Raw genomic sequence first — 23903 nt, forward strand, 5'->3', positions numbered from 1 at the left:
CCGCATGAACAAAAGGGAACTGTGATGAGTCTGGAGAAAATGGGGCAGGCGGCCCGTGAAGCCGCCTATCAACTGGCCACCGTCAGCACGGCACAGAAGAACCGGGCGCTGGCGGCCATCGCCGATGAACTGGAAGCACGCAGTGCCCAGATCCTGGCGGCCAACGAGAAAGACATCGCCGCCGGGCGCGAGGCGGGGCTCACGGAAGCCATGCTGGATCGCCTGCTGCTCAACCCGGCGCGCCTTGCCGGCATAGTGGCGGATGTGCGCAAGGTGATCACCCTGGATGATCCGGTCGGGGCCGAAATCGACAGCCGGGTGCTGGAGAATGGCCTGCGCCTCTCCCGTCGCCGGGTGCCCATCGGGGTCATCGGCGTCATCTACGAGGCGCGCCCCAACGTCACCATCGACATCGCCAGCCTCTGCCTCAAGACCGGCAACGCCAGCATTCTGCGCGGCGGTCGCGAGACCTTCCACTCCAACCTGGAGCTGGTGCGGGTGATCCAGCATGCCCTGGCGGCGTCCGGCCTGCCCGAGGCGGCGGCGCAGTACATCGACAACCCGGACAGGGCGCTGGTGGCCGAGTTGCTGCGCCTCGACCGCTACGTGGACATGATCATCCCCCGCGGCGGCGCGGGTCTTCACAAGATGTGCAAGGAGAACAGCTCCATCCCCGTCATCATCGGCGGGTTCGGTATCAGCCATATCTTCGTGGACGAGAGCGCCGATCTGGCGCGTTCCCTGGCGGTCATCGAGAACGCCAAGGTGCAGCGCCCCTCCGCCTGCAACGCCCTCGATACCCTGCTGGTACACGAGAAGGTGGCGGCCACCTTGCTGCCGCAACTGGTGGCTCTGATGAACGAGCGCAAGGTGACCCTGGTGGGCGCGCCCAATGCCATGGCGCTGCTGGCTGGCAGCGACAACCTGTGCGACGCGGGGCCGGAAGATTTCGACACCGAGTGGCTGGGGCTGACCCTGGGGGTCAAGGTGGTGGCGGACGTCAACGAGGCGCTCGCCCATATGCGCGAGCACAACGCCGGCCACTCCGATGCCATCCTGACCAACTCCCTCGCCAATGCCGAGCGTTTCGTCAACGGGGCCGGTTCGGCGGCGGTCTATGTCAACGCCTCCACCCGCTTCACCGACGGTGGCCAGTTTGGCCTCGGGGCCGAGGTGGCGGTCTCGACCCAGATGCTTCACGCCCGTGGCCCCATGGGGCTGACCGAACTCACCAGCTACAAGTGGGTGGGGCAGGCGGATTATCTCAGCCGTGCCTGATCCAGGCACGCTCAGCAAGCAGGACAATGCCGACTCAGGTCGGCATTTTTGTGCTTTTTTATTGCTCGCAATCAATGGCTTGCATATAACTATCCAGCAGGATGCGGTGTCACCCGGGGCATCAGGCCACCGACAGCAAGGGGAGCAACTTCAAGGATGAAGGAACGGGATAGGAGTGCGTGGTGGGGCAGCCTCTGGCTGAGCCTGCCACTGCTGCTGGGGGCGCTCTGTTTCAGCGGCGCCAGCCACGCCAGTTGGGACCAGGATCTCTATCGTCAGCTCGGGCTGGCGGGCAAACTCGACAGCCGCGTGTTTCGCAAGGCCCTGGACGGTTACCAGAGCGTGCGCCACAAGCGAAAACCCATTCTAACCATCATCGACTACAGCAAGCCCTCGACCATGCGCCGGCTGTTCGTCATCGACGTCAAGCGCCACAAGCTGCTCTACCACACCTGGGTCAGCCACGGCCGCAATTCGGGGGAGCTGGCCGCCCGCCAGTTCTCCAATCAGATGAATTCCCGGCAAAGTTCCCTCGGGGTCTACCGCACCGCCGAGACCTATCAGGGCAAGCACGGTTACTCCCTGCGTCTCGACGGCCTCAGTCCCGGCAAGAACAGCAATGCCCGCAAGCGCGCCATCGTGGTGCACGGGGCGGATTACGCCAGCCCCAGGCATCTGCTGAAATTTGACAAGCTGGGGCGCAGCTGGGGATGCCCGGCCCTGCCAAGGGAGCAGTCCAGGGCCATCATCGACACCATCAAGGGAGGGAGCGTCATCTATGCCCATGGCTGAGACCCTGCCCGCGAGTCTGCTGCGATGAGCATCTCATGGCAATCAACAGCAAAAAGGCCAGCATATGCTGGCCTTGGCGCATCAGGCGGGGATTATTTGCGGACCACCAGCACGGGGCAGGGGGCGTGGCGCACCACGGATTCCGCCACGCTGCCTACCAGCAGGTGGCTGATGCCGGAGCGGCCATGGCTGCCCATGACCACGAGATCCACCTTGTCTTCCTTCGCCTGGAGGACGATTTCATCGGCGGCGCGGCCAAAACGGACCTCGAATTTGGCCGGAATGGGCAGGCAGGCGACCAGTTCCTTGAGCTGGCTCTTGGCCTGACGCTCCATCTCGTGGGTGATCTCGATGGCCGTCATGTGCAGGATCTTGTAGCTGTCGAAGCCGTGCAGCTGATCCACCACGTGGACCAGTTTGAGCTCGGCCTGGTGGGTGTTGGCCATGAAGACGGCGTAGTCGAGTACCGCTCTGGACATCTCGGAGAAATCGACGGGGCAGAGCAGGGATTTGATGGTTGGCATGAGAATCTCCCCTCAAGTTGGGCTACTAATGAATCTTGTTTGCCATGATACGCTGTGGGGCGACAATAACCCTCGACCCGCTCGCAAAATGGGGAAAATGTCGGCCGGGACTCTGTTTTTCTATGCTATCTGTATGCCTGAACGGGCCGTCCGGCGGTGAGCATCTGCCGAGTGCCATATCACTGAGGATATTCATGGTTCGTCTTTTTCTGTTCTGTTGCCTGCTGATCACCTCGTTTGTGCGGGCAGACACCATACACGTCTATTGCGATGACTGGCCCGGCTTCTGTCACCGGGACGGCAAGGGGGTCTATCTGGATGTGGTTCGAGCCATCTATGAACCCCTGGGGCACGGGGTGAAGCTTCACATGGTGCCTTACAAACGGGCACTGGCGGTGGTGTCGAAAAAGGAGGGGGACATGGCGATGGGGGTCTATCGGGGAGAGGTGCCCGGGGTCCATCAGCCCGACTACCCCGACTCGGCTGACTACGTGAGCGTGGTGATGCAAAAGCGCTGGCTGCCGCACTGGGCAGGGGAGCACAGCCTCAAGGAGCAGGAGGTGCTCTGGCTGAGGGGGTGGGCCTTTGACAAGTTCATCCCGGAGCCGATGCGCTGGTTCGAGATAGACAGCCATGAGATGGCGCTGCAATTGTTGATCAAGGGGCGTTACCGCTACTACCTGACCGACGGCGCCCTCTACCCCGAAGGCTCCCTTCCCCCCGAGCTGGTACAGGTATTCCTGCGCTGGATCCCTACCTACCCCATCTTCGCCGATACCCCGAAGGGCAGGGAGTTGCACGGGCTCTGGGATCCCGGCATGCGCACCCTGATAAGGCAGGGCAAACTGGCGGAGATCTATCGGCAGAACAAGCTCTACGACTACTACCAGGGCTTTCTCAGGGAGCAGGTGGTGCGGGCGAACAAGCCACAGCCCTAGCTGTCGGGCCTGATGCCGTCATCGGGCCCCGCTTGTCCTGCCTCAGCCTTTGGCGCTGAGCGTCTTGGCCAACCGGTCATAGAGGATGACGTTGACCGAGGCGGTGAGGTGCATGCAGCCTGTCGGTCTGGCCACATAGATAACGTCTTGTCCTGCCTCAGCCTTTGGCGCTGAGCGTCTTGGCCAACCGGTCATAGAGGATGACGTTGACCGAGGCGGCCAGGTTCATGCAACCCTGAGTCGGCACATAGATGACCTCCTTCACCGCCGCGAAGCGGGCGGGTTCCAGGGTGCCATCCTCCGGGCCGAAGATGTAGAAGGCTCTCTCGGGGTGCACGTAATCCGGCAGGGGCGTGGCCCCCTCGATCAGATCCACCAGCACAGGGGTGCAGCCCTCGGGCACGAAGTCCAGCAGCTCCTCGACCCCGAGCAGGGGGATCTTCTCCACCATCTGCTTGGTGTCGGTGACAAAACGGCGTGCCAGCTCGAAGCGCTGCCCTGTGTAGTAGACCTCGTCCGCCCCGTAGCAGCCGGCGGCCCGCATCACGGCGCCCACGTTCTCCGGGGATTTGGGATTGACCAGCCCGATGGCGCAATAGTCCCCTCTCTCCCGGGTATCTGCCCGGTGCTGCCCGGCAGCGCCTTCATCTGACACTTTCATCTCTCTCTCCTGTGTGGCGGCGCATTATACCCCCGGTGGGCCCCTTGCCCAGCGTGCGGGGCGGATTCCCGCAAGGCGGGCCCAACAAGGGGGCGGCTGCACCGTGGCGGCGCAGCCCGACCCCCTGATGCGCAATGGCGGCGCCCCTTGCATCCTGGCGCGGGGTTTGCAATCACTTCCCCATACAAGACGATGAGGCATCCGGACAAAGGCGTCCGTCCCCGCAGGGGGGCGGACGCTTTTTTTATGGGCCCCTCGTCAGACACATGACAAGGAGCGAGGGAATGAAGACCACCTGTGCCTATTGCGGAGTGGGGTGCGGCATCCGGCTGAGCCGGGAGGGGGACAACTGGCAGTTGCAGGGGGATGAGCAGCATCCGGCCAACGGCGGCGCCCTGTGCGTCAAGGGGGCCAGCCTGCTGGAGAGCCTGGCCTTTCCCGATCGCCTGCTCTATCCGCGCTGGATGGGGCAGCGCATCGGCTGGGAGGAGGCCCTGGACACCCTGGCGGAGCGTTTTGCCGCCATCCTGGCCGAGTCTGGGCCGGGTGCCATCGGCATCTATCTGTCGGGCCAGCTCACCACCGAGGATTACTACGTCGCCAACAAGCTGATGAAGGGGTACCTGGGCAGTGCCAACGTGGACACCAACTCCCGGCTCTGCATGTCGTCGGCGGTGGTGGCCCACCAGCGCGCCTTCGGGGAGGATCTGGTGCCCGCCTGTTACGAGGATCTCGAGCTCGCCGATCTGGTGGTGCTCACCGGTGCCAACACCGCCTGGACCCATCCCGTGCTGTTTCGCCGCCTGCAGCAGGCCAGGGCGCGGCGCCCCGAGCTCAGGCTGGTGGTGCTGGATCCCCGCCGCACCATGACGGCGGAGCAGGGGGATCTGCATCTGGCACTCAAACCCGGCAGCGACGTGACGCTCTGGAACGGCCTGTGCCGCTACCTGCTCGATGTCGATGGCTGGGACAAGGCCTATGTGGCGCAGCACGTGAGCGGCTTCGAGGCGTTGGCGGGGGCGCTGGACGACCCCGCCTGGCAGTTGGACGAGGTGGCCCGCAGCTGCGGCCTCTCCCGCAGCGATCTGCTCGGTTTCTACCAGCTCTTTGCCCGCACCCCCAAGACCGTCACCCTGTTCTGCCAGGGGATCAACCAGTCCAACCAGGGGGTGGACAAGGCCAACGCCATCATCAACGCCCACCTGATGTGCGGTCGCATCGGCAAGCCGGGGGCGGCTCCCTTCTCCATGACGGGGCAACCCAACGCCATGGGAGGGCGTGAGGTGGGGGGGCTCGCGACCCAGCTCGCCGCCCACATGGGCTTTGGCGAGGCCGAGTGCGATCGGGTACAGCGCTTCTGGGGAAGCCCGACCATGGTGCGCGGGCCGGGGCACAAGGCCGTCGAGCTGTTCGAGGCGGTGCACCGGGGGGAGATCCGCGCGCTCTGGGTGCTCGGCACCAACCCGGCGGTCTCCCTGCCGGACGGCAACCGGGTGCGCGAGGCCCTGAGCCGCTGCGAGCTGCTGGTGGTCTCCGAGGTGACGGCCAACACCGACACGGCGCGCCTCGCCCACCTGCTGTTGCCTGCCGCCGCCTGGGGGGAGAAGAGCGGCACCGTCACCAACTCCGAGCGCACCATCAGCCGCCAGCGCGCCTTCCTGCCCCTGCCGGGGGAGGCCAGGCCCGACTGGTGGGCCCTGACCCGGCTCGCCCGTCGGCTCGGCTTTGGCGAGGGGTTCGCCTATGAGCACGAGCACGAAATCTTCTGCGAGCATGCCGCCCTCTCCGGGTTTGAGAACGACGGATCCCGCCAGTTCGACATCTCCGGGCTGGCGGGTCTCACCCGTGCCGAATTCGAGGCGTTGGAACCCTTGAGCTGGCCCGTCAACGCCGACTGGCCCCAGGGGAGGGCCCGCCTGTTCGAGGACGGACGCTTTGCCACCCCGGATGGCCGGGCCTGCCTGCTGCCCCTGGCCCAGCGCTTCCCCGAGCAGCCAGAAACGCCACCGCTTGCAGGGGCTGTCTCCCTGCTCCTCAACAGTGGCCGCCTGCGGGATCAGTGGCACACCATGACCCGCACCGGCCACGTGCCCCGGTTGCAGGAGGCCGAGCCCTGGCCCAGGGTGCGAATGGGGGCCGCCAGCCTGCTGGCGCTTGGCGTGAAGGAGGGGGACCTGGTGCGCCTTTGCAACGGGTTTGGAGAGGCGCTGCTGCTGGTGGGGCTGGATGAGGGGCTCAGGGAGGGGGAGGCCTTCCTGCCCATGCACTGGACCGACAGCCAGTGCAGCCAGGGGGCGGTCAACCGCCTCATCGCCCCCGTGGTGGATCCCCTTTCCGGCCAGCCGATGTTCAAACAGGGGCGGATGCAGGCCAGGGCGCAGCTCACCCGCTGGCAAGGGCTCTGGTGTGGCCGTGGTGAGTGGCGCGAGCCGGTGGACTGGTGGGCCAGGCGTCCCCTGCCCGAGGGGAACTGCACCCTGCTGGCCTCCTGGTCAGAGAGCACAGAGCGCCTGTGGCAACGGCTGGGGGCCGAGGGGCACTGGCTCAGGCTGCCCATGAAGGAGGGGTGGCTGGCCGTGGCCCTGGCCGGAGATCGTATCGAGGGGATCCTGCTGGTGGGGGCGCGGCGCCCGGACATCAAGGTCGACCTGCTGGCCAGTCTGCTCGGCACGCCGCTCCAGGCGGGGGCCCTGAGCCAGACCCTGAGCCAGGCCCTGGCCGGGGAGAGCCGGCTGGTCTGCTCCTGCCTGCGGGTCTCGGAGCAGCGCATCGTCGATGCCATCACCCGGCAGGGGGTGAGCGAGTTGGCGGGGCTGCAGGCCCTGCTCGGCTGTGGTAGCAACTGCGGCACCTGTCTGCCCGAAATCGACAAGCTGTTGATCAAACATGTTTTCCTGGCATCCGCTTAGTGCGGTGCCAGGACACAAGGAGCCTGAGATGAGCCAAATCAGTCTGGTGGGAGCGGGCCCCGGGCCCCTCGAATTGTTGACCCTGCGCGCCCTGCACCGTCTGGAGGCGGCAGAGGTCGTGGTCTATGACCGCCTGGTGGGGAGCGAGATCCTGGCCCGCATTCCCCACGGGGCGGCCCGCTTCGACGTGGGCAAGCGCTGCGGTGAGCCGAGCCCGACCCAGGAGGAGATCAACGCCCTGCTGCTGGCCCTGGCCCGCACGGGCAAGCGGGTGGTGCGCCTCAAGGGAGGGGATCCCCTGGTGTTCGGGCGCGGTGGCGAGGAGGCGCTGCACCTGGCCCGGCACGGCATCGAGGCCGAGCTGGTGCCGGGGATCACGGCGGCCCTGGGCTGCGCCGCCAGCAGCTTCATTCCCCTGACCCACAGGGGGCTGGCCCGCTCCCTGACCCTGGTGACGGGGCACCTGATGGACGAGCGCGACTATCAGGGCTGGCAGGGGCTGACCCGGGCGGGCCACACCCTGGTGTTCTACATGGGGCTGGAGCGGGCGGCCCGCATTCGGGAAGGGATGTTGAGGGCGGGGGCCCCGGGCGCGCTGCCGGTGGCCCTGGTGGTGGCTGGCTGCAGCCCCCGCCAGCAGGTGCACGAGGCCACGCTAGATGGCCTGGAGCAGGCCGCCCGTGCCCTGCTGGGCCAGAGCCCGGTGCTGATCATCATGGGGGAGGTGGTGCGGCTGCGCGCCGAGCTGCAGGGGCTGCTGACGGAGGCCCTGGAACGGGTCGCCTGAGGGGCGATTTTCCCTCTACCCCCACTACCTCCTGATAGATAAAAAGGAGGTAGATTCAAAGAGTTGGCCTTCATGTTGCGGTATTTTCGCCAGACAGAACGCGATCGTCGCCGGCAAGGAGCGCCATGACCACTTTTTCCACCCGGGGCCAGGACGGCCCCGCTTCCCGGCTGTTGATCCACGCCGATGACCCGGGCCAGGCGAACCGCCTGGCCCTGCTGGTCAGTCACTACGGCCATCAGCCCGGGATCCTCGATACCCGCCAGTTGCTGACGCCGACGCAGAGGGGGGATGCCCTGCTCGTCAGTTGCCGCCAGTTCAGCGCCGAGGTACGCCTTGGCCTCTCCCTTTGGCCCGACATGCCGCGCCTCTTGTTCTGCGAGCGGCTGGGGGGTGATACCCAGCTCGCCCTATTGCAGCAGGGGGTGTTGCTGGTGCCCCACCCTTGCGGCGAGCGTGAGCCGGTGGAGCAGTGGCTGCGCCTGGCCCGCAGTCAGCTCGCCATGGTGCAGGCCCTGATGCAGACCGAGAGCGAGCTGCGCCAGAAGCTGGAGGATAGGCGGCTCATCGAGCAAGCCAAGGGACGCTTGATGCGCCATCAGGGGCTGGACGAGGATGAGGCCTATCGCCTGATGCGCAGCACCGCCATGAGCCGTCACCTGAGCCTGGGGGAGCTGGCGCGGCAACTGCTGCAGGCTTTGCCCGCCTGAGCGCTCCCGTGGCCAACCGTTTTGGTGCAACTGCGCCTAATTGAGGCAAATTTGAGGGAGGATCTGGGCACCACAGGCCGCAAAGGGCCGCCTGATGCACCCTGGACGAGCTGGCACGGAAAGTGAATAACAAAAACACGATAGCAATGAAGTAACGATGCGCAGTGAGGGGCCGGTCAGGTCACTCACCCGCAACAGGGCAAAGAAGCCCCGCCGATCCCGGATCGGCGGGGCTTTTTTTTTGGTCGCGACGCACCTTGGGTCGCAGCGCTGCAACGAGGTGGCACTGCGATTCCAGGCAGCCTGGCGCCATGGCCCTGACCCGGAACCGAGGGAGGAGATGCAATGAACGGACGACAAGGATGTGCGGGGCTGCTGCTGGCGGCGCTGTCGCTGCCGGTGCTGGCACTGGGAGCCCCGGAGCAGGAGGAGCTCAGGCTCGGCTTCATCAAGCTGACCGACATGGCGCCGCTGGCGGTGGCCTACGAGCGTGGCTATTTCGAGGATGAGGGACTTTACGTCACCCTCGAAGCCCAGGCGAACTGGAAGATCCTGCTGGATCGGGTGATAGACGGCGAGCTGGACGGCGCCCAGATGCTGGCGGGCCAGCCCCTGGCGGCCCACATCGGCATCGGCACCCAGGCCGAGCTGGTGACGGCCTTTGCCATGGATCTCAACGGCAACGCCATCACGGTGGCCAACAGCGTCTGGGCCGCCATGGCGCCCCAGTTGCCCAGGCCGCAGGCGGGCCAGGTGCCGCCCCCGGTGAGTGCCGCCGCCCTCAAGCCCGTGGTGGCGGACTATCGCCAGGGGGGCAAGCCCTTCAACATGGGGATGGTCTTCCCCGTCTCCCCCCACAACTACGAGCTGAGGTACTGGCTGGCGGCAGGCGGCCTGCACCCCGGTTTCTATGCGCCCCGGCTCGGCGACAACTCGGGCCAACGCCAGGCGGACGTGCTGCTGTCGGTGACGCCCCCCCCCCAGATGCCCGCCACCCTGGAGGCGGGGACCATCGCCGGCTACAGCGTGGGGGAGCCCTGGAACCAGCAGGCGGTCGCCAGGGGCATAGGGGTGCCCGTCATCACGGATAACGAGATCTGGCGCAACAACCCGGAGAAGGTGTTCGGCGTCACCCGGCAGTGGGCCGAACGTCACCCCAACACCCATGTGCGGCTGGTGAAGGCGCTGCTGCGGGCGGCCTGGTGGCTGGATGCAGACGACAACGGCAACCGGCGCGCGGCGGCCAAGCTGCTGGCCAAACCCGAGTACGTGGGGGCGGACGAGCAGGTGATCGCCAGCTCCATGACCGGCACCTTCGAGTACGCCAGGGGGGACAAGCGCCAGGTGCCGGACTTCAACGTCTTCTTCCGCCACCACGCCACCTATCCCTACTACTCCGACGCCATCTGGTATCTGACCCAGATGCGGCGCTGGGGCCAGATCCCCGAGGCCAAGCCGGACGCCTGGTTCGAGCAGGTGGCCAAGGCCGTCTATCAACCGGACGTCTATCGCCAGGCCGCCGAGGCGCTGATCGCCGAGGGCAAGCTCAAGGCCAGTGACTTCCCCGACTTTGCCAGCGAGCAGGGCTATCGCGGCCCCCAGGATGGCTTCATCGACGGCCTCATCTACGACGGCCGCCACCCCAACGCCTACCTGCAACAGTTCGCCATCGGCCTCAAGGGCGATGAGCGGGTGCAATGAGCAAGGAGATCCCGATGAAACGACACACATGGCCCCTCATCCATTTAAAAGCCATCAACTGGAAAATCATGGTGCAGCCCCTGCTCGGCGTGCTGCTCTTCCTCGGCCTCTGGCAGTGGGGGGCGAGCCAGGTGCAGACCAGTCTGGGCACCCTGCCGGGGCCGCTCGCCACCGCCAGCCAGCTCTGGTCCCTCGGTCAGGAGCATCTGCAGGAGCGGGAGAAGGCGGCGGCCTTCCTCGAACGCCAGCAGGTGCGCAATGCGGCAATGCTGGCGGCGGATCCGGCGGCCGAGGTGAAGCTGCGTCCCTACACAGGACGTCCCACCTTCTTCGATCAGATAGCCACCAGCCTGCTCACCGTGCTGTGCGGCTTCGCGCTGGCGACCCTGATCGCCATTCCGTGCGGGGTGCTGCTCGGCATGAACCAGGGGCTCTATCGCGCCGCCAACCCGGTGATCCAGCTGCTCAAGCCGGTGTCGCCGCTGGCCTGGCTGCCCCTCATCACGCTAGTGGTGAGCGCCCTCTACGCCAATCCCGCCCCCTGGCTTGCCAAGTCCTTCCTCACCTCTGCCCTGACGGTGACCCTCTGCTCCCTCTGGCCGACCCTGATCAACACGGCGGTGGGTGTGGCGGGGCTGGATGGGGATCTGCACAACGTCAGCCGGGTGCTGCGCCTCTCCTTTGTGACCCATGTGCGGCGCATCGTGCTGCCCGGGGCCCTGCCCATGATCTTCACCGGGCTGCGGCTCTCCCTGGGGGTGGCCTGGATGGTGCTGATCGCGGCGGAGATGCTGGCCCAGAACCCGGGGCTCGGCAAGTTCGTCTGGGACGAGTTCCAGAGCGGCGGCTCTGCGTCTCTGGCCCGCATCATGGTGGCGGTGATCACCATAGGCCTCATCGGCTGTGCCCTGGACAGGGGCATGCTGGCCCTGCAGCAGTGGTTGTCCTGGGACAAGCGCCAGGTGCTGCGTTAATCACATTCCTATTCAGGCAGGAGAAGAGCCAATGAAGAGTTATCTGGAGATAAGCGACGTCGGCATCTCGTTCGAGACGGAGCAGGGCAGCTTCGAGGCCTTGAGCCGGGTCAACCTGCGCATCGAGAAGGGGGAGTTCGTCTCCCTCATCGGCCACTCGGGCTGCGGCAAGAGCACGGTGCTCAACCTGGTGGCCGGGCTGCTGGAGCCGACTCTGGGGGGCATCATCCTCGATGGCCGCGAGGTGGCGGGGCCGGGGCCCGAGCGGGCCATGGTGTTCCAGAACCACGCCCTGCTGCCCTGGCTCAGCGTCCAGCAGAACGTGGCGCTGGCGGTGGCCCAGGTGGAGTCTGACAAGCGGGCGGTGGCGGAGCGGGTGGACTACTACCTCTCCCTGGTGCAGATGGATCACGCCAGCCAGAAGATGCCCCACGAGCTGTCGGGGGGGATGAAGCAGCGGGTCGGCATCGCCCGCGCCCTCTCGCTCTCCCCCAAGGTGCTGCTGATGGACGAGCCGTTCGGCGCCCTCGATGCCCTGACCCGGGCCCATCTGCAGGATGCTCTGATGGCGATCCAGGCGGAGCTTGGCAACACCGTCATCATGATCACCCACGACGTGGACGAGGCGGTGCTGCTCTCCGATCGCATCGTCATGATGACCAACGGCCCCAGCGCCACGGTCGGTGAGATCCTGACCGTCGACCTGCCAAGGCCCAGAGACAGGGTCGCCCTGGCGGACGATCCCCACTACCACAAGCTGCGCCAGCAGGTGCTGCGCTTCCTCTACGAGAAGCAGCGCAAGGTGACCCCCCTCAAGGCAGCCGGGCAGGTGCGCAGCAAGCTGCGCGCCTGAGCCCGCCGGATTCAAGGAAGAGAGACATGACTGACAAAGAGCAACAGTGGGTGACAGAGGACGGCATGGGCCTGCTCGGTTGCCAGAACAGTGGTTCCGCCGAACAGACCGCAAAGCAACGCCTGCTGGTGGTGGGCAACGGCATGGTGGGTCACCACTTCGTCGAACAGCTGGTGGCGGCCGGTGGCCTGAGCCGGTTCGAGGTGACGGTGTTTGGCGCCGAGCCGGACCCCGCCTACGACAGGGTGCATCTGTCCGAGGTATTCGGCGGCAAGGCGCCCCAGGCCCTGCGCATGGCCGACCCCGCCTGGTATGAAGAGAGCGGCATTGCGCTGCGGCTGGGGGCCGAGGTGGAGGTGCTCGACCGGGCCACCCGCACCCTGACGCTGGCCAACGGCGAGCAATTCCCTTACGACCGTCTGGTGCTGGCGACCGGCTCTGTCCCCTTCGTACCCCCCATCCCCGGCCATCAGCGGGAGGGCTGTTTCGTCTATCGCACCCTGGGAGATCTCGCCGCCATCCGCGATGCCTGCGCCCAGGCCCGCAGCGGCGTGGTCATCGGTGGCGGCCTGCTGGGGCTGGAGGCGGCCAACGCCCTGCGCCTGCTCGGCCTCAAGACCCAGGTGGTGGAGTTCGCCCCAAGGCTGATGCCGGTACAGCTCGACGAGAGCGGCGGCGCCGTGCTGCGGGACAAGATCCAGGCCCTCGGGGTCGAGGTGCTGGTGGAGAAAGCCACCGAGTGCATCGAGCAGGGGGAGCAGGCCCGTCATCGCCTGCGCTTCAAGGACGGCACTCACATTGAGACCGACGTGCTGCTGTTCTCGGCCGGTATTCGACCCGCCGACACCCTGGCCCGGCAATCCGGGCTGGAGGTCGGGGAGCGCGGCGGCATCTGCATCGACGACGGCTGCCACAGCTCGGATCCCGCCATCCTCGCCATCGGCGAGTGCGCGCTCTGGCAGGGGCGCATCTTCGGCCTGGTGGCCCCCGGCTACCAGATGGCCCGGGCCGCCGTGGCCAGCCTGTGCGGCGGCGAGAGCCGCTTTATCGGGGCCGACATGTCCACCAAGCTCAAGCTGATGGGGGTGGACGTGGGCTCCATCGGCGACGCCCACGCCGCCACCGCCGGCGCCCAGGAGCTGCTGCTGCTGGACAGGGTCAACGGCATCTACAAGAAGCTGGTGACCGACGGCGAGGGCAACCGCCTGCTCGGCGCCATCCTGGTGGGGGACGGGGCCGATTATGAGCGGCTGCTGCAGTACTACCAGAACGGGGTGGCGCTGCCCCAGCCGCCGCTCTCCCTGCTGGTGGGGGAGGTCGGGGCCGCCCCCGCGCCCCTGGTGCTGCCGGACAGCGCCATCCTCTGCTCCTGCCACAACGTCAGCAAGGGGGACGTGGTGGCCGCCGTTCGGGCGGGCAATCACGAGCTGTCGGCGGTGAAGAGCTGCACCAAGGCCGGCACGGGTTGCGGCGGTTGCAGCAACCTGCTCAAGCAAGTGGTGGATCAGACCCTGGCGGATCTTGGCGTCGAGGCGGACAAGGGGTTGTGCGAGCACTTCGCCTACGGCCGTCAGGAGCTCTATCACCTGGCCCGGGTCGGCGAGCTGAAGAGCTTCGAGGCGCTGCGGGACAAGCACGGCCAGGGGCTGGGGTGCGACATCTGCAAGCCGACGGTGGCCTCCATCCTGGCGTCCCTCTGGAACGAGCACGTGCTGGAGAAGCCCCACCGCGCGTTGCAGGATACCAACGACGCCTTCCTCGCCAACCTGCAAAAGGACGGCACCTATTCAGTGGTGCCGCGTATCCCGGGGGGGGAGATCACCCCGGAGGGGCTCATCACCATCGGCGAAGTGGCGCGCAAGTACGGCCTCTACACCAAGATCACCGGCGGCCAGCGCATCGATCTCTTCGGCGCCCGGGTCGACCAGCTGCCCGCCATCTGGGGCGAGCTGGTGGCGGCGGGCTTCGAGACCGGTCAGGCCTACGGCAAGTCGGTGCGCACCGTGAAGTCCTGTGTGGGCTCCACCTGGTGTCGTTACGGGGTGCAGGACTCCATGACCCTGACCCAGACCCTGGAGCACCGCTACAAGGGGCTGCGGGCGCCACACAAGCTGAAGTTTGCGGTCTCCGGCTGCACCCGGGAGTGCGCCGAGGCCCAGAGCAAGGACATCGGCGTCATCGCCACCGAGCGGGGCTGGAACCTCTATGTGTGCGGCAACGGCGGCATGCGGCCGCGCCACGCCGACCTGTTCGCCACGGATCTCGACGAGCAGACCCTGATCCGTTACATCGACCGGCTGCTGATGTTCTACGTGCGCACCGGGGACAGGCTGCAACGCACCTCGGTCTGGATGGAGAACATGGAAGGGGGGCTCGACTATCTCAGGTCGGTGATCATCGAGGACAGGCTCGGCATCGGTGCCGAGCTGGAGGCCATGATGGAGGGGATAGTCGGCACCTGGCAGTGCGAGTGGAAGAGCACATTGGCGGATCCGGACAAGCTCAAGTTGTTCGAGGCCTTCGTCAACCGGCCCGAGGACGAGACGCCGCCGCGCCGTGAGGAGCGGGGGCAATGGGTGCCGGATATCGCTGTCAAGGAGGTGGTATGAGCGGGGGCAACGGGTTGCACGCCCGCCATCAGTATCAAGGAGGTGGTATGAAGGATGACAAGGACGATGCACAGCTCTGCGGGCAGTGGCACCGGGTATGCGAGCTGGCGGCGCTGCCGGAGCAGGCCGGGCGCAGCGCCTGGCTGGAGGGGCGGGTACTGGCGCTGTTTCGCCTCGGGGAGCTTGTCTATGCCCTGGACGGGGTGGACCCCCTGGCCGGTGTCGCAGTGCTGGGGCGTGGTCTGGTGGGGGATGCGGGGGGGGAACCCGTGGTGGCTTCCCCCCTCTACAAGCAGCGCTACGCCCTGATGGACGGTCGCTGTCTGGACGATCCTGCCCTGAGCGTCGCCTGCTGGCCGGTGCGGCTGGAGGGGAGCGAGGTCTGGGTACAGCTGGGGTGAGTGGCCCATCTGAAAACCATGTTGTGATCGCCGGGCACTGCCCGGTGATTTTTTGTGCGCGACCCGACATTTCTTGTACGAGAGGATGGCGGGAAAACGTTTTTCGGAAATAATGGACAAACGTTTGCAACTGGATGTTTGTCTATGACGGAACGTGAGCAAGAGATCCTCGCCCTGCTGCGCCAGGATCCCATGATTGCCCAGCAGGAGCTGGCGGACAGGCTCGGCATCAGCCGCTCCGCGCTGGCGAGCCACATCTCCAGCCTGATGCGCCAGGGCTATGTGCAGGGGCGCGGCTATGTGCTGCGCGAAGGCCCCTACGCCGTGGTGATCGGCGGCGCCAACATGGATATCTGTGGCTGCAGCCACGACAACCTGCGCATCGGGGATTCCAACCCGGGCCGGGTACGCACCTCCGCCGGCGGGGTAGGGCGCAACATCGCCGAGAACCTGGCGCGCCTTGGCACCGACACCCGGCTGCTGACTGCGGTGGGCAACGATCAATACGGCCACCACCTGCTGGAGGTGAGCCAGCGCGCCGGGGTCGACGTGCGCCAGGTGCTGGTGCTGGAAGGTCAATCGACCTCCTGCTACCTCAGCCTGCACGATGGCAGCGGCGAGATGAGCTGCGCCGTCAACGACATGGGGATCATCGAGCAGCTCACCCCGGCCCGGCTTACCCCCCTGAGCGGTTTTCTCGGTGCGGCCCGGCTCTGGGTGCTCGACACCAACCTCGCCACCCACACCCTGGACTGGCTGTTCGAGCGCCAGGGTGAGCACATCATCTTCGTGGACACAGTGTCGGTGGCCAAGGTGGAGAAGATCCGCCCCTGGCTGCACCGCATCCACACCCTCAAACCCAATCGCACCGAGGCGGAGCAGCTGTGCGGCTTCACCATCGGCGGGCCCGACACCTGGCCCATGGCGGCGGCCTGGTTCCACCGCGCCGGGGTGCAGCGGCTCTTCCTGAGCCTAGGCGATCAGGGGATCTTCTATAGCGACGGGGCCTGCCAGGGCCATCTGCCCGTGCTCGGCAGCCCGGTCGTCAACGTGACCGGCGGCGGCGATGCCTTCATGGCAGGGCTGGCCCACGCCTGGTTGCTGGATCAGGGCATCATGGAGACAACCCGGTTCGCCCTCGGTTGCGCCGCCCTCACCGTCAATTGTTCCGATACCGTCTTTTCCGGCCTATCCAAGGCCGCTGTTGAACGCATGCTGGAGGAGTACCCATGTTGAACGCTTACCTCGATATCCAACCTGAAGTTGCCGCCGCGCTGGCCGCCGGCAAGCCGGTGGTGGCCCTGGAGTCCACCATCATCTCCCACGGCATGCCCTATCCGCAGAACGTGGAGACGGCGCGCCAGGTGGAGCAGGTGGTGCGGGACAACGGCGCCGTGCCGGCCACCATCGCCATCATCGATGGCCGCCTCAAGGTGGGTCTGGATGCGGGGGCCCTGGAGGCGCTGGGCCGGGCCGGCCACGCCGCCACCAAGTGCAGCCGCCGCGACATCCCCTTCGTGCTGGCCAACAAGGGGTTGGGGGCGACCACGGTGGCCTCCACCATGATAGTGGCCGCCATGGCCGGGATCCGGGTGTTCGCCACCGGCGGCATCGGCGGCGTGCATCGCGGCGCCCAGGAGACCTTCGACATCTCGGCGGATCTGCAGGAATTTGCCCAGACCCCGGTGGCCGTGGTCTGCGCCGGTGCCAAGTCGATCCTCGACATCGGTCTGACCCTGGAGTACCTGGAGACCCAGGGGGTGCCGGTGATCGGCTACCAGACCGAGGAGCTGCCCGCCTTCTACACCCGCGAGAGCGGCTTCAAGGTGGATTATCGCCTGGAGAGCCCGGCGGCCATCGCCGAGGCACTGCGTCTGAAGTGGGAGCTGGGGCTGGCGGGGGGCGCCGTGGTGGCCAACCCGATCCCGACCCAGTTTGCCATGCCCAAGGCCGACATCGACGCCGCCATTGCCCAGGCACTGCGAGAGGCGGACGAGCAGGGGGTGAAGGGCAAGGCGTCCACCCCCTTCCTGCTGGCCCGGGTGTGCGAGCTGACCGGTGGCAACTCCCTGGCGGCGAATATCCAGCTGGTGCTGAACAACGCCGCCCTGGGGGCGCGCATCGCTGCCAGCCTGTAAATACCTTTGCGAAAGATGCAAAAGAGGGCCAACAGGCCCTCTTTTTATTGCGCGAATCGGTGAGATAACCCCCTTATTCCAGCACCAGTCGCCCGTTGAGAGGTTGGACGGGGCGGTTGTTGGGGTGGTGCATCACCGCCTTGAAGGCATCGATCTGGGCCTGGCTGGCCTGGACCGGCTCCTTCATCACCAGCCAGCGCACTCCTTCCGAGCAGGGTGGGGTGGTCAGGGACCCGCTGAAGCGGTAGTAGTCGTGCTGGGCGGGCAGCAGTTGCTCTGCCGAGATGGGTTCCTTGAAGGCATGGATCTCCCCCGCCTTGGCTGGCAACACCTGCCAGGCCTGGCTCAGGGCCCCATTGGCCTGGCCCGGCTCGAACATCACGGCGACCACCGCCAGCTCCCCCTTGTCATTGGCATGGACCAGGTGACCCTCCAGGGGGTAGGACCTGCCTTCGATGAGGTTTTCGCTGGGGGCGTGGAAGTGGAACTGCTTGAGCTCGAAGTGCATGCCGTCGAGCTCAAGGGTGCTGCCGGGGGCATAGTTGACCTGCACCGTGTGGCCGTTGTTGACCAGCGTCTTGCCACCCGCCTGATAGTGGAACTGCAGGGGGGCCAGATCGGCCTTCACCAGACCCGAGAGGTTGACCGGCGACTGGTTGCTGCCGGCACACTGGCCATATTCCGGGGTCAGGCTGGCCCATTTCGCCGGGCCGGCCTCGCCGCTGTATTCCCAGTGTGTGGTGGCGGCAAAGGCGGCAGGGCAGAGCAGCAGGGCGCCAGCCAGCAGGGACTTTTTCATCATGCATCCTTATCCTGATTGAAAAGCACGGCCATTCCTGGCCTTCCGGCAGGAAGGCCTCATCAATGGCATCGTTGGAAACGCAGGGTACGCGGTGCCAGACCGGATTAATTGTTATGAAAGGTCTGTCGTCATCGTTATTTGAAGCGTGGCATGATGCGGCGCCATGATGTATTCCGGCAACGGGGCCCGCTTATTCATGGAGGAGAAATCCTGCGGGCATTTTCGCAATGAACGGCCCCCTTTCATGGCGCCCCAAATAGATGACGGGCTGATTCTAGAGGGCTTTTCATGGCTCCGTTTGATCTCGAGCAAACAAGCGCGGACTAATTATCGGGCTTGAGGATCCCTTATTTCGCTGGGATTTGTTCGATATTCCCTGACCCGGTCAGGGGCGTGCGTGGCGGGAGCCGGGCGCTGTGCTGACAGAGTGCCTCGGTGTTGACCCCTTATCCCTCTGATAGTGCAGGAGAAATTCCCCCCTCAGCACAGTGACGGCGGGATGACAATCCCCCGGTTGGCGGCGCCTTGTTTGCGGTTTTGCCGTCCTCTTCACATTTCCGGATTGCTCGCTATTTGTGCGATTGCCTTGCTCATCCGACCTGGTGTCAAATCACTCCGCCTAACACAAGGAGTGGCATAATAATGAATAATATCAATAAATTAGTTCTGGCTATCGGATTCACTCTCACCACCTTCCCGAGCCTGGCGGCGGGATTCCAGTGCGGGGAGCACGTCACCCTGGGGGTACCCGGTCAATCCAGTCAGCTGTTGTGCCGGGAGGGCTATGCCGCCGGGTACAACTACGACACCAAGGTCTCTGACTGGGTCTCTTACCGGATGACGGCCGCCAGCGCCCAGGGCCAGGTGCCGCGCAAGGATGCCTTCGCCGAGGACAAGGAGGTGCCGGTGCAGTTTCGCGCCACCCTGTCGGACTACAAGGGCTCGGGCTATGACCGCGGCCACCAGGCACCGGCGGCGGACATGCGCTCCACCACCAACACCATGAAGCAGAGCTTCCTGCTCACCAACATGACCCCGCAACTGCCGGCGCTCAACCAGGGGGCCTGGCGCATCCTGGAGGAGAAGACCCGGCAGTGGGCCATCACCTACAAGAGCGTGCAGGTGATCACCGGCCCCATCTTCACCCACTCCGATGGCGCCATCGGCAACGGCGTGACCGTGCCCCACGCCTACTACCGGGTGGTGATGGATCTGGCGGGCAAGCGGGCCATCGCCTTCATCCTGCCGCAAGAGAACGTCTCGGCCAGCAGGCTGGCGGACTATGTGGTGACGGTGGATGAGGTGGAGGAGCAGACCGGGCTCGACTTCTTCACCGAGCTGCCGGATGAGCAGGAAGAGGCCATGGAGTCGCGGCTGTCGGCCATGTGGGGCGGTTAGCGCGTCCGGCAGGGGTAACGGGGGCCCAGGCCCCCGTTACCCGCACGGGCTTCCGGCCATTGTCATGGCCCCTGGTACAGGGCCAGTACAGCTTGGGTCTGGCATCGGGTCCTTATCATGACTCCTTTTTTCAGGAGGCATCATGTCAGCGCTGTTTTCCCTTCACTCCTCGTCCACTCTTGCCCGCGCGTTGCGCATCTGCGTACCCATGGCGCTGCTGGGGGCTGCTGTTCCCCCGGCCATGGCCGACGAGGATATCCGCTTGGGGCAGACCATTCTGCTCGGGGTCGGCGATCATCCCGCCATCATTCCCATGCTCGCCTGCCGGCCGACCAAATCCATCATGGTCAAGGCAGGGCGGGAGTTGACCCTGGAGCGGGTCAAGGTGTTCTACGGCAACGATCGCAGCAAGACCCTCTATTTCGACCAGGTGTTGAGAGAGGATCAGGAGTCGGGGTGGCAATCCCTCGGCAGCCGGCTCTGCCTCAAGCGCATCGAGGTGTACGGCAATTCGGAAGGGAGCAGGGCGGGGGTCAAGGTGTACGGGCGCAAATGAGCAAAGGGCGGGGGAAATCCCCGCCCAGTGCTTATTTCTTCGGGCGGAACGGTTTGATGATGGCCTCGTCGCACTCGAGATAGGGCCCTTCCATCAGGTCGATGCAGTAGGGGATGGCGGGGAAGACCGCATCCAGGCACTCGCGGATCGATTTGGGCTTGCCCGGCAGGTTGACGATGAGCGAGCTGCCGCGCAGGCCGGCGGTCTGGCGCGACAGGATGGCGGTCGGCACGAACTTGAGGGACTCGGCCCGCATCAGCTCGCCAAAGCCCGGCATCATGCGATCGCACACCGCCTCGGTGGCCTCCGGGGTCACATCACGCCTGGCCGGCCCTGTGCCCCCCGTGGTCACGACAAGGCAGCACTGCTCCTCGTCCACCAGCCGAACCAGGGTCGCCTCAATCTGATCCTGTTCGTCGGGGATCACCTGATAGACGGGCTCCCATTCCGAGGTCAGGTAGGCGTTCAGGGTGTCGATGATGGCCTTGCCGGAGAGATCTTCGTAGATGCCTGCACTGGCGCGATCGCTGACGGTGACGATACCGATTCTTGCCTTGCTCATGGTCTGCCCTTGGTTGCCGCAATAAAGTGGTAAATAAAATAACATAATCAGTGAGATATGTTAAACCGCAGGATGAGGCAAGGGGAGGGCGTCGAGCCAGGGGGAGAGTCGAATGAAAAACAATTTTGAGAAAAGTCCGTTAATAAGGCATAAGGCCGAGAAAAATGGTGCTGAAATTTTATAAAAAAACTGACGCAGGCCGGATTCGGTTAATTTCATGAATCATAAGGAATAAATGATTTTTTCCGCCAACAATGCGCAATTCGTGCCAAAAACCGGACTCCTGTGGCTCGGCGGTGAATGACCCAAAATCGCCACCATCCTATATAACCTTCCATAGGGACAGTGAAATAGTGATGTGCCCGGCGTCGTTCCATTCCATGGGCGAGGTCCGGCCAGGAGGGTATATGGAGCTGCCTGATTTCGATACCCTGAAGTACTGGGCGCTGGCCGAGCCGGAGCGACTCGACGCGCTGCTGCACCAGCAGATAGAGACCCTGATCGCCCAGGTGGGGCCAGAGCGGCAACGTCGGTTGCGAGGTCTGCAATTTCGCATCGACTGCCAGCGCCGCCTGGCAAGAAACAACCTCGACAGCTGCATCCGGATAGCCAACATGATGCATGACTCCGTCTACGCCATGCGCCAGCACATTCTGGATCTGCAGAATGAATCTTGTCAGGAAATGGCAGAGCCCCCGCCGCCGGATAATGTGATAGCGTTTTCCAGTTATCTGAAACGGAAATAATTCACGGCCCTGTTCAAGATATAAAAAAACAGGGTATTTATTAATTTGTTTCACCCCTTCTCAAACAAGTTGTTAAGCAAGTTGGGTGAATTGTTTTTTATTTGCTGCAAATATTCCCCTGGCGGCTGAATAATAGTGACCAGTGCCCGCAGTCCGATAGAGATGGATGAAGGTGTATTTATTTTGGGGTAATATCCAGACACATTTCATCTTGCTATGACTCAAAGGGATCATGAGAAGCATCACACCAGGAAGGGTGCTGTCGCGAGAGCAGCAGACGGAGATCACCCGGATCATCGTCAAGGCGGGCCAGATGCTGGCCCAGTTTGGGGCGGAGAGCCGCATCATCGAGCAGACCACGGTCCGCCTGGGCATGGCGCTCGGGCTGGAGAGCGTCGAGATGGCCATCTCTTCCAGCGCCATCGTCCTCACCAGCCTCTACCAGGGCAGTTGCGTCACCACCACCCGCCGGGTGCGGGAGCACGGCATCAACATGCAGGTGGTGTGCGAAATCCAGCGCATCTGCATCATGACGGAAAAGTCGCTTATCGGCGCGCGCGAGGTACGTCAGCGCCTCGAGGCCATCACGCCGTTCCACTATCACCCCTGGCTGGTGGTGCCCATGGTGGGGCTCTCCTGCGGTGCCTTCAGCCTGCTGTTTGGCGGTGACTGGCCCATCTTCCTGGTGACCTGCTGCTCGGCCTCGGTCGCCATGCGGGTGCGCCAGCTCATTGCCCGCCATCACCACAGTCCCCTCATCAACTTTGCCGCCACCGGTTTCATCGCCACCCTGCTCGCCTCCAGCGCCACCTTCTTCGGCTGGGGCGAACAACCCTATCTCGCCATGGCCGCCAGCGTGTTGCTGCTGGTGCCGGGGTTCCCGCTCATCAATGCGGTCTCCGACATGGTGAAGGGTTACTTCAACATGGGGCTGGCCCGCTGGGGCACGGCGACACTGCTGACCATCAGCGCAGCCATAGGGATCATTCTCGCCATGTCGGTGACCGGCATCTGGGGGTGGAAAGTATGAAGATCTTTGACGTTGTATCGACCCTGTTGATCGGGGCAAACCGGCTATCCATCAGCGCGTGGAACCATATCGGGATCATGCTCGCCATGTCGGTGACCGGTATCTGGGGGGGGAAGGTATGATGGAACTGCTCTGGCTGCTGGCCAAGGATGCCTTCTGGTCGGCCATTCCGGCGGTGGGCTTTGCCATGCTGTTCAACGTGCCGCCACGGATGCTCAAATATTGCGCCATGGGGGGCGCCTTGGCCCACAGCCTGCGTACCCTGCTCATCCACTACGGCATGCCCATCGAGTGGGCCACCCTGGCAGCGGCGACCACGGTCGGCTTTGTCTGTGTCTACTGGTCGCGCCGCCTGCTGGCACCGCGCCCGGTGTTCAGCGTTGCCTCCATCATCCCCATGATCCCGGGCAGCTATGCGTTCAAGACCATGATCGCCATCGTGGAGCTCAATATCTCCGGGGTGACCATGGAGCTGCTTCAGAGCGCGGTGGAGAACGGCCTCAAGGCGCTCTTTATCGTGGGGGCCCTGAGTTTCGGTTTGGCGATCCCCTCTCTGGTCGTGTACCGTAACCGCCCCATTATCTGACGACGGTGCGAGAGGTTGACCCCATGATGATTTCCATGATTGCCGCCATGGCCCAGGACAGGGTGATCGGCCTGGACAACCAGATGCCCTGGCACCTGCCGGCGGATCTGGCCCACTTCAAGCGGGTCACCCTGGGCAAGCCGGTGCTGATGGGGCGCAAGACCTTCGAGTCCATCGGACGGCCGCTGCCAGGCCGTCGCAATCTGGTGATCAGCCGCAATCCCGACTACCGGGCCGACGGCGTGGAGGTTATCGACTCGGTGGAGGCCGCACTGGCCCTGCTGGCGGATAGTGACGTCGCGGAGCTGATGGTGATCGGGGGGGGGCATCTCTACGGCCAGCTGCTGCCACGGGCCGACAGGCTCTATCTGACCCGCATCGATCTGGCGGTGGAGGGGGATACCCGTTTCCCGGCCTTCGACGAGGGCGACTGGTCCTGCATCGAGCGCGAGTTACATCAGCCTGACGAGAAGAACCCCCACCCCTACTGTTTCGAGACCTGGCAGCGGCGCTGAGCCCTCTGATGCCATGAAGAGCCCCTTGCGACAGCCGGGGGCTTTTTTGTGCCCTGTTGCCGCAAAGAGAAGAGCGCTGAACCGACATGGCTGAAGATGCCTGAAGCAATATCCAGAATGCGTGACATTAAAATGATTAGTTATGTAATGAATGGGCCATTCATCGCTCCGATGGGCGCAGTCGTCCCCACTCTCTCTTTTCGCCTGCTGCTAACGCCTTTTAATCATTAATGAAATGTGCTGAAAGTGCATCGCTACTGTGGCGACCCTGTCTGTTATAGGCGTTTTTATCGTGATTTAATGGATTTTTATGAATGAAAATAACCAATAAAAATCAATGAGTTAAATTTAACCTTTCTAGGTTGGCTTCAATTGGTTCTTTTGTTTGGGTGTGAAATTGCTTAGTGTTAAAAGTAATTGGCTCACGTTCGAC

Annotated in this window: 24 protein-coding genes; 19 read left to right on the forward strand and 5 right to left on the reverse strand. The window is 64.5% G+C overall.

The annotated features are described in order from the left end of the window. Positions 1-21: 21 nt before the first annotated feature. On the forward strand, positions 22-1278 hold the full coding sequence (locus tag AB5Y68_RS10180; protein ID WP_324606585.1) for a glutamate-5-semialdehyde dehydrogenase: 1257 nt from the start codon (positions 22-24) through the stop codon (positions 1276-1278). 156 nt (positions 1279-1434) lie between these two features. Then, positions 1435-2070 (forward strand): murein L,D-transpeptidase catalytic domain family protein, encoded by a 636-nt coding sequence (locus AB5Y68_RS10185; RefSeq protein WP_039040344.1) that lies wholly within the window; start codon positions 1435-1437, stop codon positions 2068-2070. A gap of 92 nt (positions 2071-2162) precedes the next feature. On the opposite strand, the gene AB5Y68_RS10190 is transcribed toward AB5Y68_RS10185, so the two are convergent. Beyond that, entirely contained in the window at positions 2163-2594 is a 432-nt protein-coding gene (locus AB5Y68_RS10190; RefSeq protein WP_010675457.1) for a universal stress protein, read from the reverse strand. 194 nt (positions 2595-2788) lie between these two features. On the opposite strand from AB5Y68_RS10190, the gene AB5Y68_RS10195 reads away from it, so the two are divergent. Further along, complete coding sequence (locus AB5Y68_RS10195) at positions 2789-3532, forward strand: hypothetical protein (RefSeq protein ID WP_039040343.1); 744 nt, start codon at positions 2789-2791, stop codon at positions 3530-3532. A 42-nt stretch (positions 3533-3574) separates the two neighbouring features. Here AB5Y68_RS10195 and AB5Y68_RS10200 read toward each other — a convergent pair whose 3' ends face one another. Beyond that, entirely contained in the window at positions 3575-3667 is a 93-nt protein-coding gene (locus AB5Y68_RS10200) for an RNA methyltransferase (protein ID WP_162483103.1), read from the reverse strand. A 22-nt stretch (positions 3668-3689) separates the two neighbouring features. Beyond that, complete coding sequence (locus tag AB5Y68_RS10205; RefSeq protein WP_039040342.1) at positions 3690-4193, reverse strand: RNA methyltransferase; 504 nt, start codon at positions 4191-4193, stop codon at positions 3690-3692. A gap of 284 nt (positions 4194-4477) precedes the next feature. On the opposite strand from AB5Y68_RS10205, the gene AB5Y68_RS10210 reads away from it, so the two are divergent. From AB5Y68_RS10210 to AB5Y68_RS10255, 10 genes are all read left to right on the forward strand, one after another. Next, the gene (locus AB5Y68_RS10210) at positions 4478-7102 is read left to right on the forward strand and encodes a nitrate reductase (protein ID WP_039040341.1); all 2625 of its coding nucleotides are present in this window, start codon (positions 4478-4480) and stop codon (positions 7100-7102) included. A 28-nt stretch (positions 7103-7130) separates the two neighbouring features. Continuing rightward, positions 7131-7889, forward strand: coding sequence for a uroporphyrinogen-III C-methyltransferase (gene cobA / locus AB5Y68_RS10215; protein WP_010675453.1), 759 nt, complete (start codon positions 7131-7133; stop codon positions 7887-7889). Positions 7890-8014: 125 nt separating this feature from the next. Then, positions 8015-8599, forward strand: a complete 585-nt coding sequence (locus AB5Y68_RS10220) for an ANTAR domain-containing response regulator (RefSeq protein WP_010675452.1) — start codon at positions 8015-8017, stop codon at positions 8597-8599. A gap of 345 nt (positions 8600-8944) precedes the next feature. After that, on the forward strand, positions 8945-10300 hold the full coding sequence (locus tag AB5Y68_RS10225) for a CmpA/NrtA family ABC transporter substrate-binding protein (protein ID WP_039040339.1): 1356 nt from the start codon (positions 8945-8947) through the stop codon (positions 10298-10300). 14 nt (positions 10301-10314) lie between these two features. Further along, positions 10315-11274 (forward strand): ABC transporter permease, encoded by a 960-nt coding sequence (locus tag AB5Y68_RS10230; protein ID WP_052258857.1) that lies wholly within the window; start codon positions 10315-10317, stop codon positions 11272-11274. A gap of 31 nt (positions 11275-11305) precedes the next feature. Then, positions 11306-12127, forward strand: coding sequence for an ABC transporter ATP-binding protein (locus tag AB5Y68_RS10235; RefSeq protein WP_010675449.1), 822 nt, complete (start codon positions 11306-11308; stop codon positions 12125-12127). 26 nt (positions 12128-12153) lie between these two features. Continuing rightward, the gene (gene nirB / locus AB5Y68_RS10240; protein WP_039040338.1) at positions 12154-14736 is read left to right on the forward strand and encodes a nitrite reductase large subunit NirB; all 2583 of its coding nucleotides are present in this window, start codon (positions 12154-12156) and stop codon (positions 14734-14736) included. 47 nt (positions 14737-14783) lie between these two features. Continuing rightward, on the forward strand, positions 14784-15137 hold the full coding sequence (gene nirD / locus AB5Y68_RS10245; protein WP_039040362.1) for a nitrite reductase small subunit NirD: 354 nt from the start codon (positions 14784-14786) through the stop codon (positions 15135-15137). Between the two features lie 144 nt (positions 15138-15281). Further along, positions 15282-16373, forward strand: coding sequence for a PfkB family carbohydrate kinase (locus AB5Y68_RS10250; RefSeq protein ID WP_039040337.1), 1092 nt, complete (start codon positions 15282-15284; stop codon positions 16371-16373). After that, the gene (locus tag AB5Y68_RS10255) at positions 16367-17275 is read left to right on the forward strand and encodes a pseudouridine-5'-phosphate glycosidase (protein WP_039040336.1); all 909 of its coding nucleotides are present in this window, start codon (positions 16367-16369) and stop codon (positions 17273-17275) included. The genes AB5Y68_RS10250 and AB5Y68_RS10255 overlap by 7 nt, the downstream gene beginning before the upstream one ends. Positions 17276-17348: 73 nt before the next feature. Here AB5Y68_RS10255 and AB5Y68_RS10260 read toward each other — a convergent pair whose 3' ends face one another. After that, positions 17349-18074 (reverse strand): carbonic anhydrase, encoded by a 726-nt coding sequence (locus tag AB5Y68_RS10260; protein ID WP_039040335.1) that lies wholly within the window; start codon positions 18072-18074, stop codon positions 17349-17351. A gap of 645 nt (positions 18075-18719) precedes the next feature. Here AB5Y68_RS10260 and AB5Y68_RS10265 point away from each other — a divergent pair. Then, on the forward strand, positions 18720-19475 hold the full coding sequence (locus AB5Y68_RS10265; protein WP_039040334.1) for a DNA/RNA non-specific endonuclease: 756 nt from the start codon (positions 18720-18722) through the stop codon (positions 19473-19475). Between the two features lie 208 nt (positions 19476-19683). Next, positions 19684-20031 carry a DUF2541 family protein gene (locus tag AB5Y68_RS10270; RefSeq protein ID WP_080770024.1) on the forward strand — a complete coding sequence of 116 codons (348 nt, stop codon included), beginning with the start codon at positions 19684-19686 and terminating at the stop codon, positions 20029-20031. Positions 20032-20062: 31 nt separating this feature from the next. On the opposite strand, the gene mog is transcribed toward AB5Y68_RS10270, so the two are convergent. Continuing rightward, positions 20063-20593: a molybdopterin adenylyltransferase gene (gene mog, locus AB5Y68_RS10275; RefSeq protein WP_039040332.1), complete on the reverse strand. Its 531-nt coding sequence runs from the start codon at positions 20591-20593 to the stop codon at positions 20063-20065. Between the two features lie 407 nt (positions 20594-21000). On the opposite strand from mog, the gene AB5Y68_RS10280 reads away from it, so the two are divergent. From AB5Y68_RS10280 to folA, 4 genes are all read left to right on the forward strand, one after another. Further along, positions 21001-21339, forward strand: a complete 339-nt coding sequence (locus AB5Y68_RS10280; protein ID WP_039040331.1) for a DUF3135 domain-containing protein — start codon at positions 21001-21003, stop codon at positions 21337-21339. 232 nt (positions 21340-21571) lie between these two features. Then, positions 21572-22369 carry a threonine/serine exporter ThrE family protein gene (locus AB5Y68_RS10285; RefSeq protein ID WP_042014428.1) on the forward strand — a complete coding sequence of 266 codons (798 nt, stop codon included), beginning with the start codon at positions 21572-21574 and terminating at the stop codon, positions 22367-22369. A 118-nt stretch (positions 22370-22487) separates the two neighbouring features. Then, positions 22488-22955 (forward strand): threonine/serine exporter family protein, encoded by a 468-nt coding sequence (locus tag AB5Y68_RS10290; RefSeq protein WP_010675437.1) that lies wholly within the window; start codon positions 22488-22490, stop codon positions 22953-22955. Positions 22956-22978: 23 nt separating this feature from the next. After that, on the forward strand, positions 22979-23470 hold the full coding sequence (folA, locus tag AB5Y68_RS10295) for a type 3 dihydrofolate reductase (RefSeq protein WP_039040330.1): 492 nt from the start codon (positions 22979-22981) through the stop codon (positions 23468-23470). Positions 23471-23903 lie beyond the last annotated feature (433 nt).

Origin of the sequence: Aeromonas sp. R6-1 (genome assembly GCF_040908165.1) — a bacterium.
In the GTDB taxonomy this organism is placed as follows: Bacteria; Pseudomonadota; Gammaproteobacteria; order Enterobacterales; family Aeromonadaceae; genus Aeromonas; species Aeromonas caviae.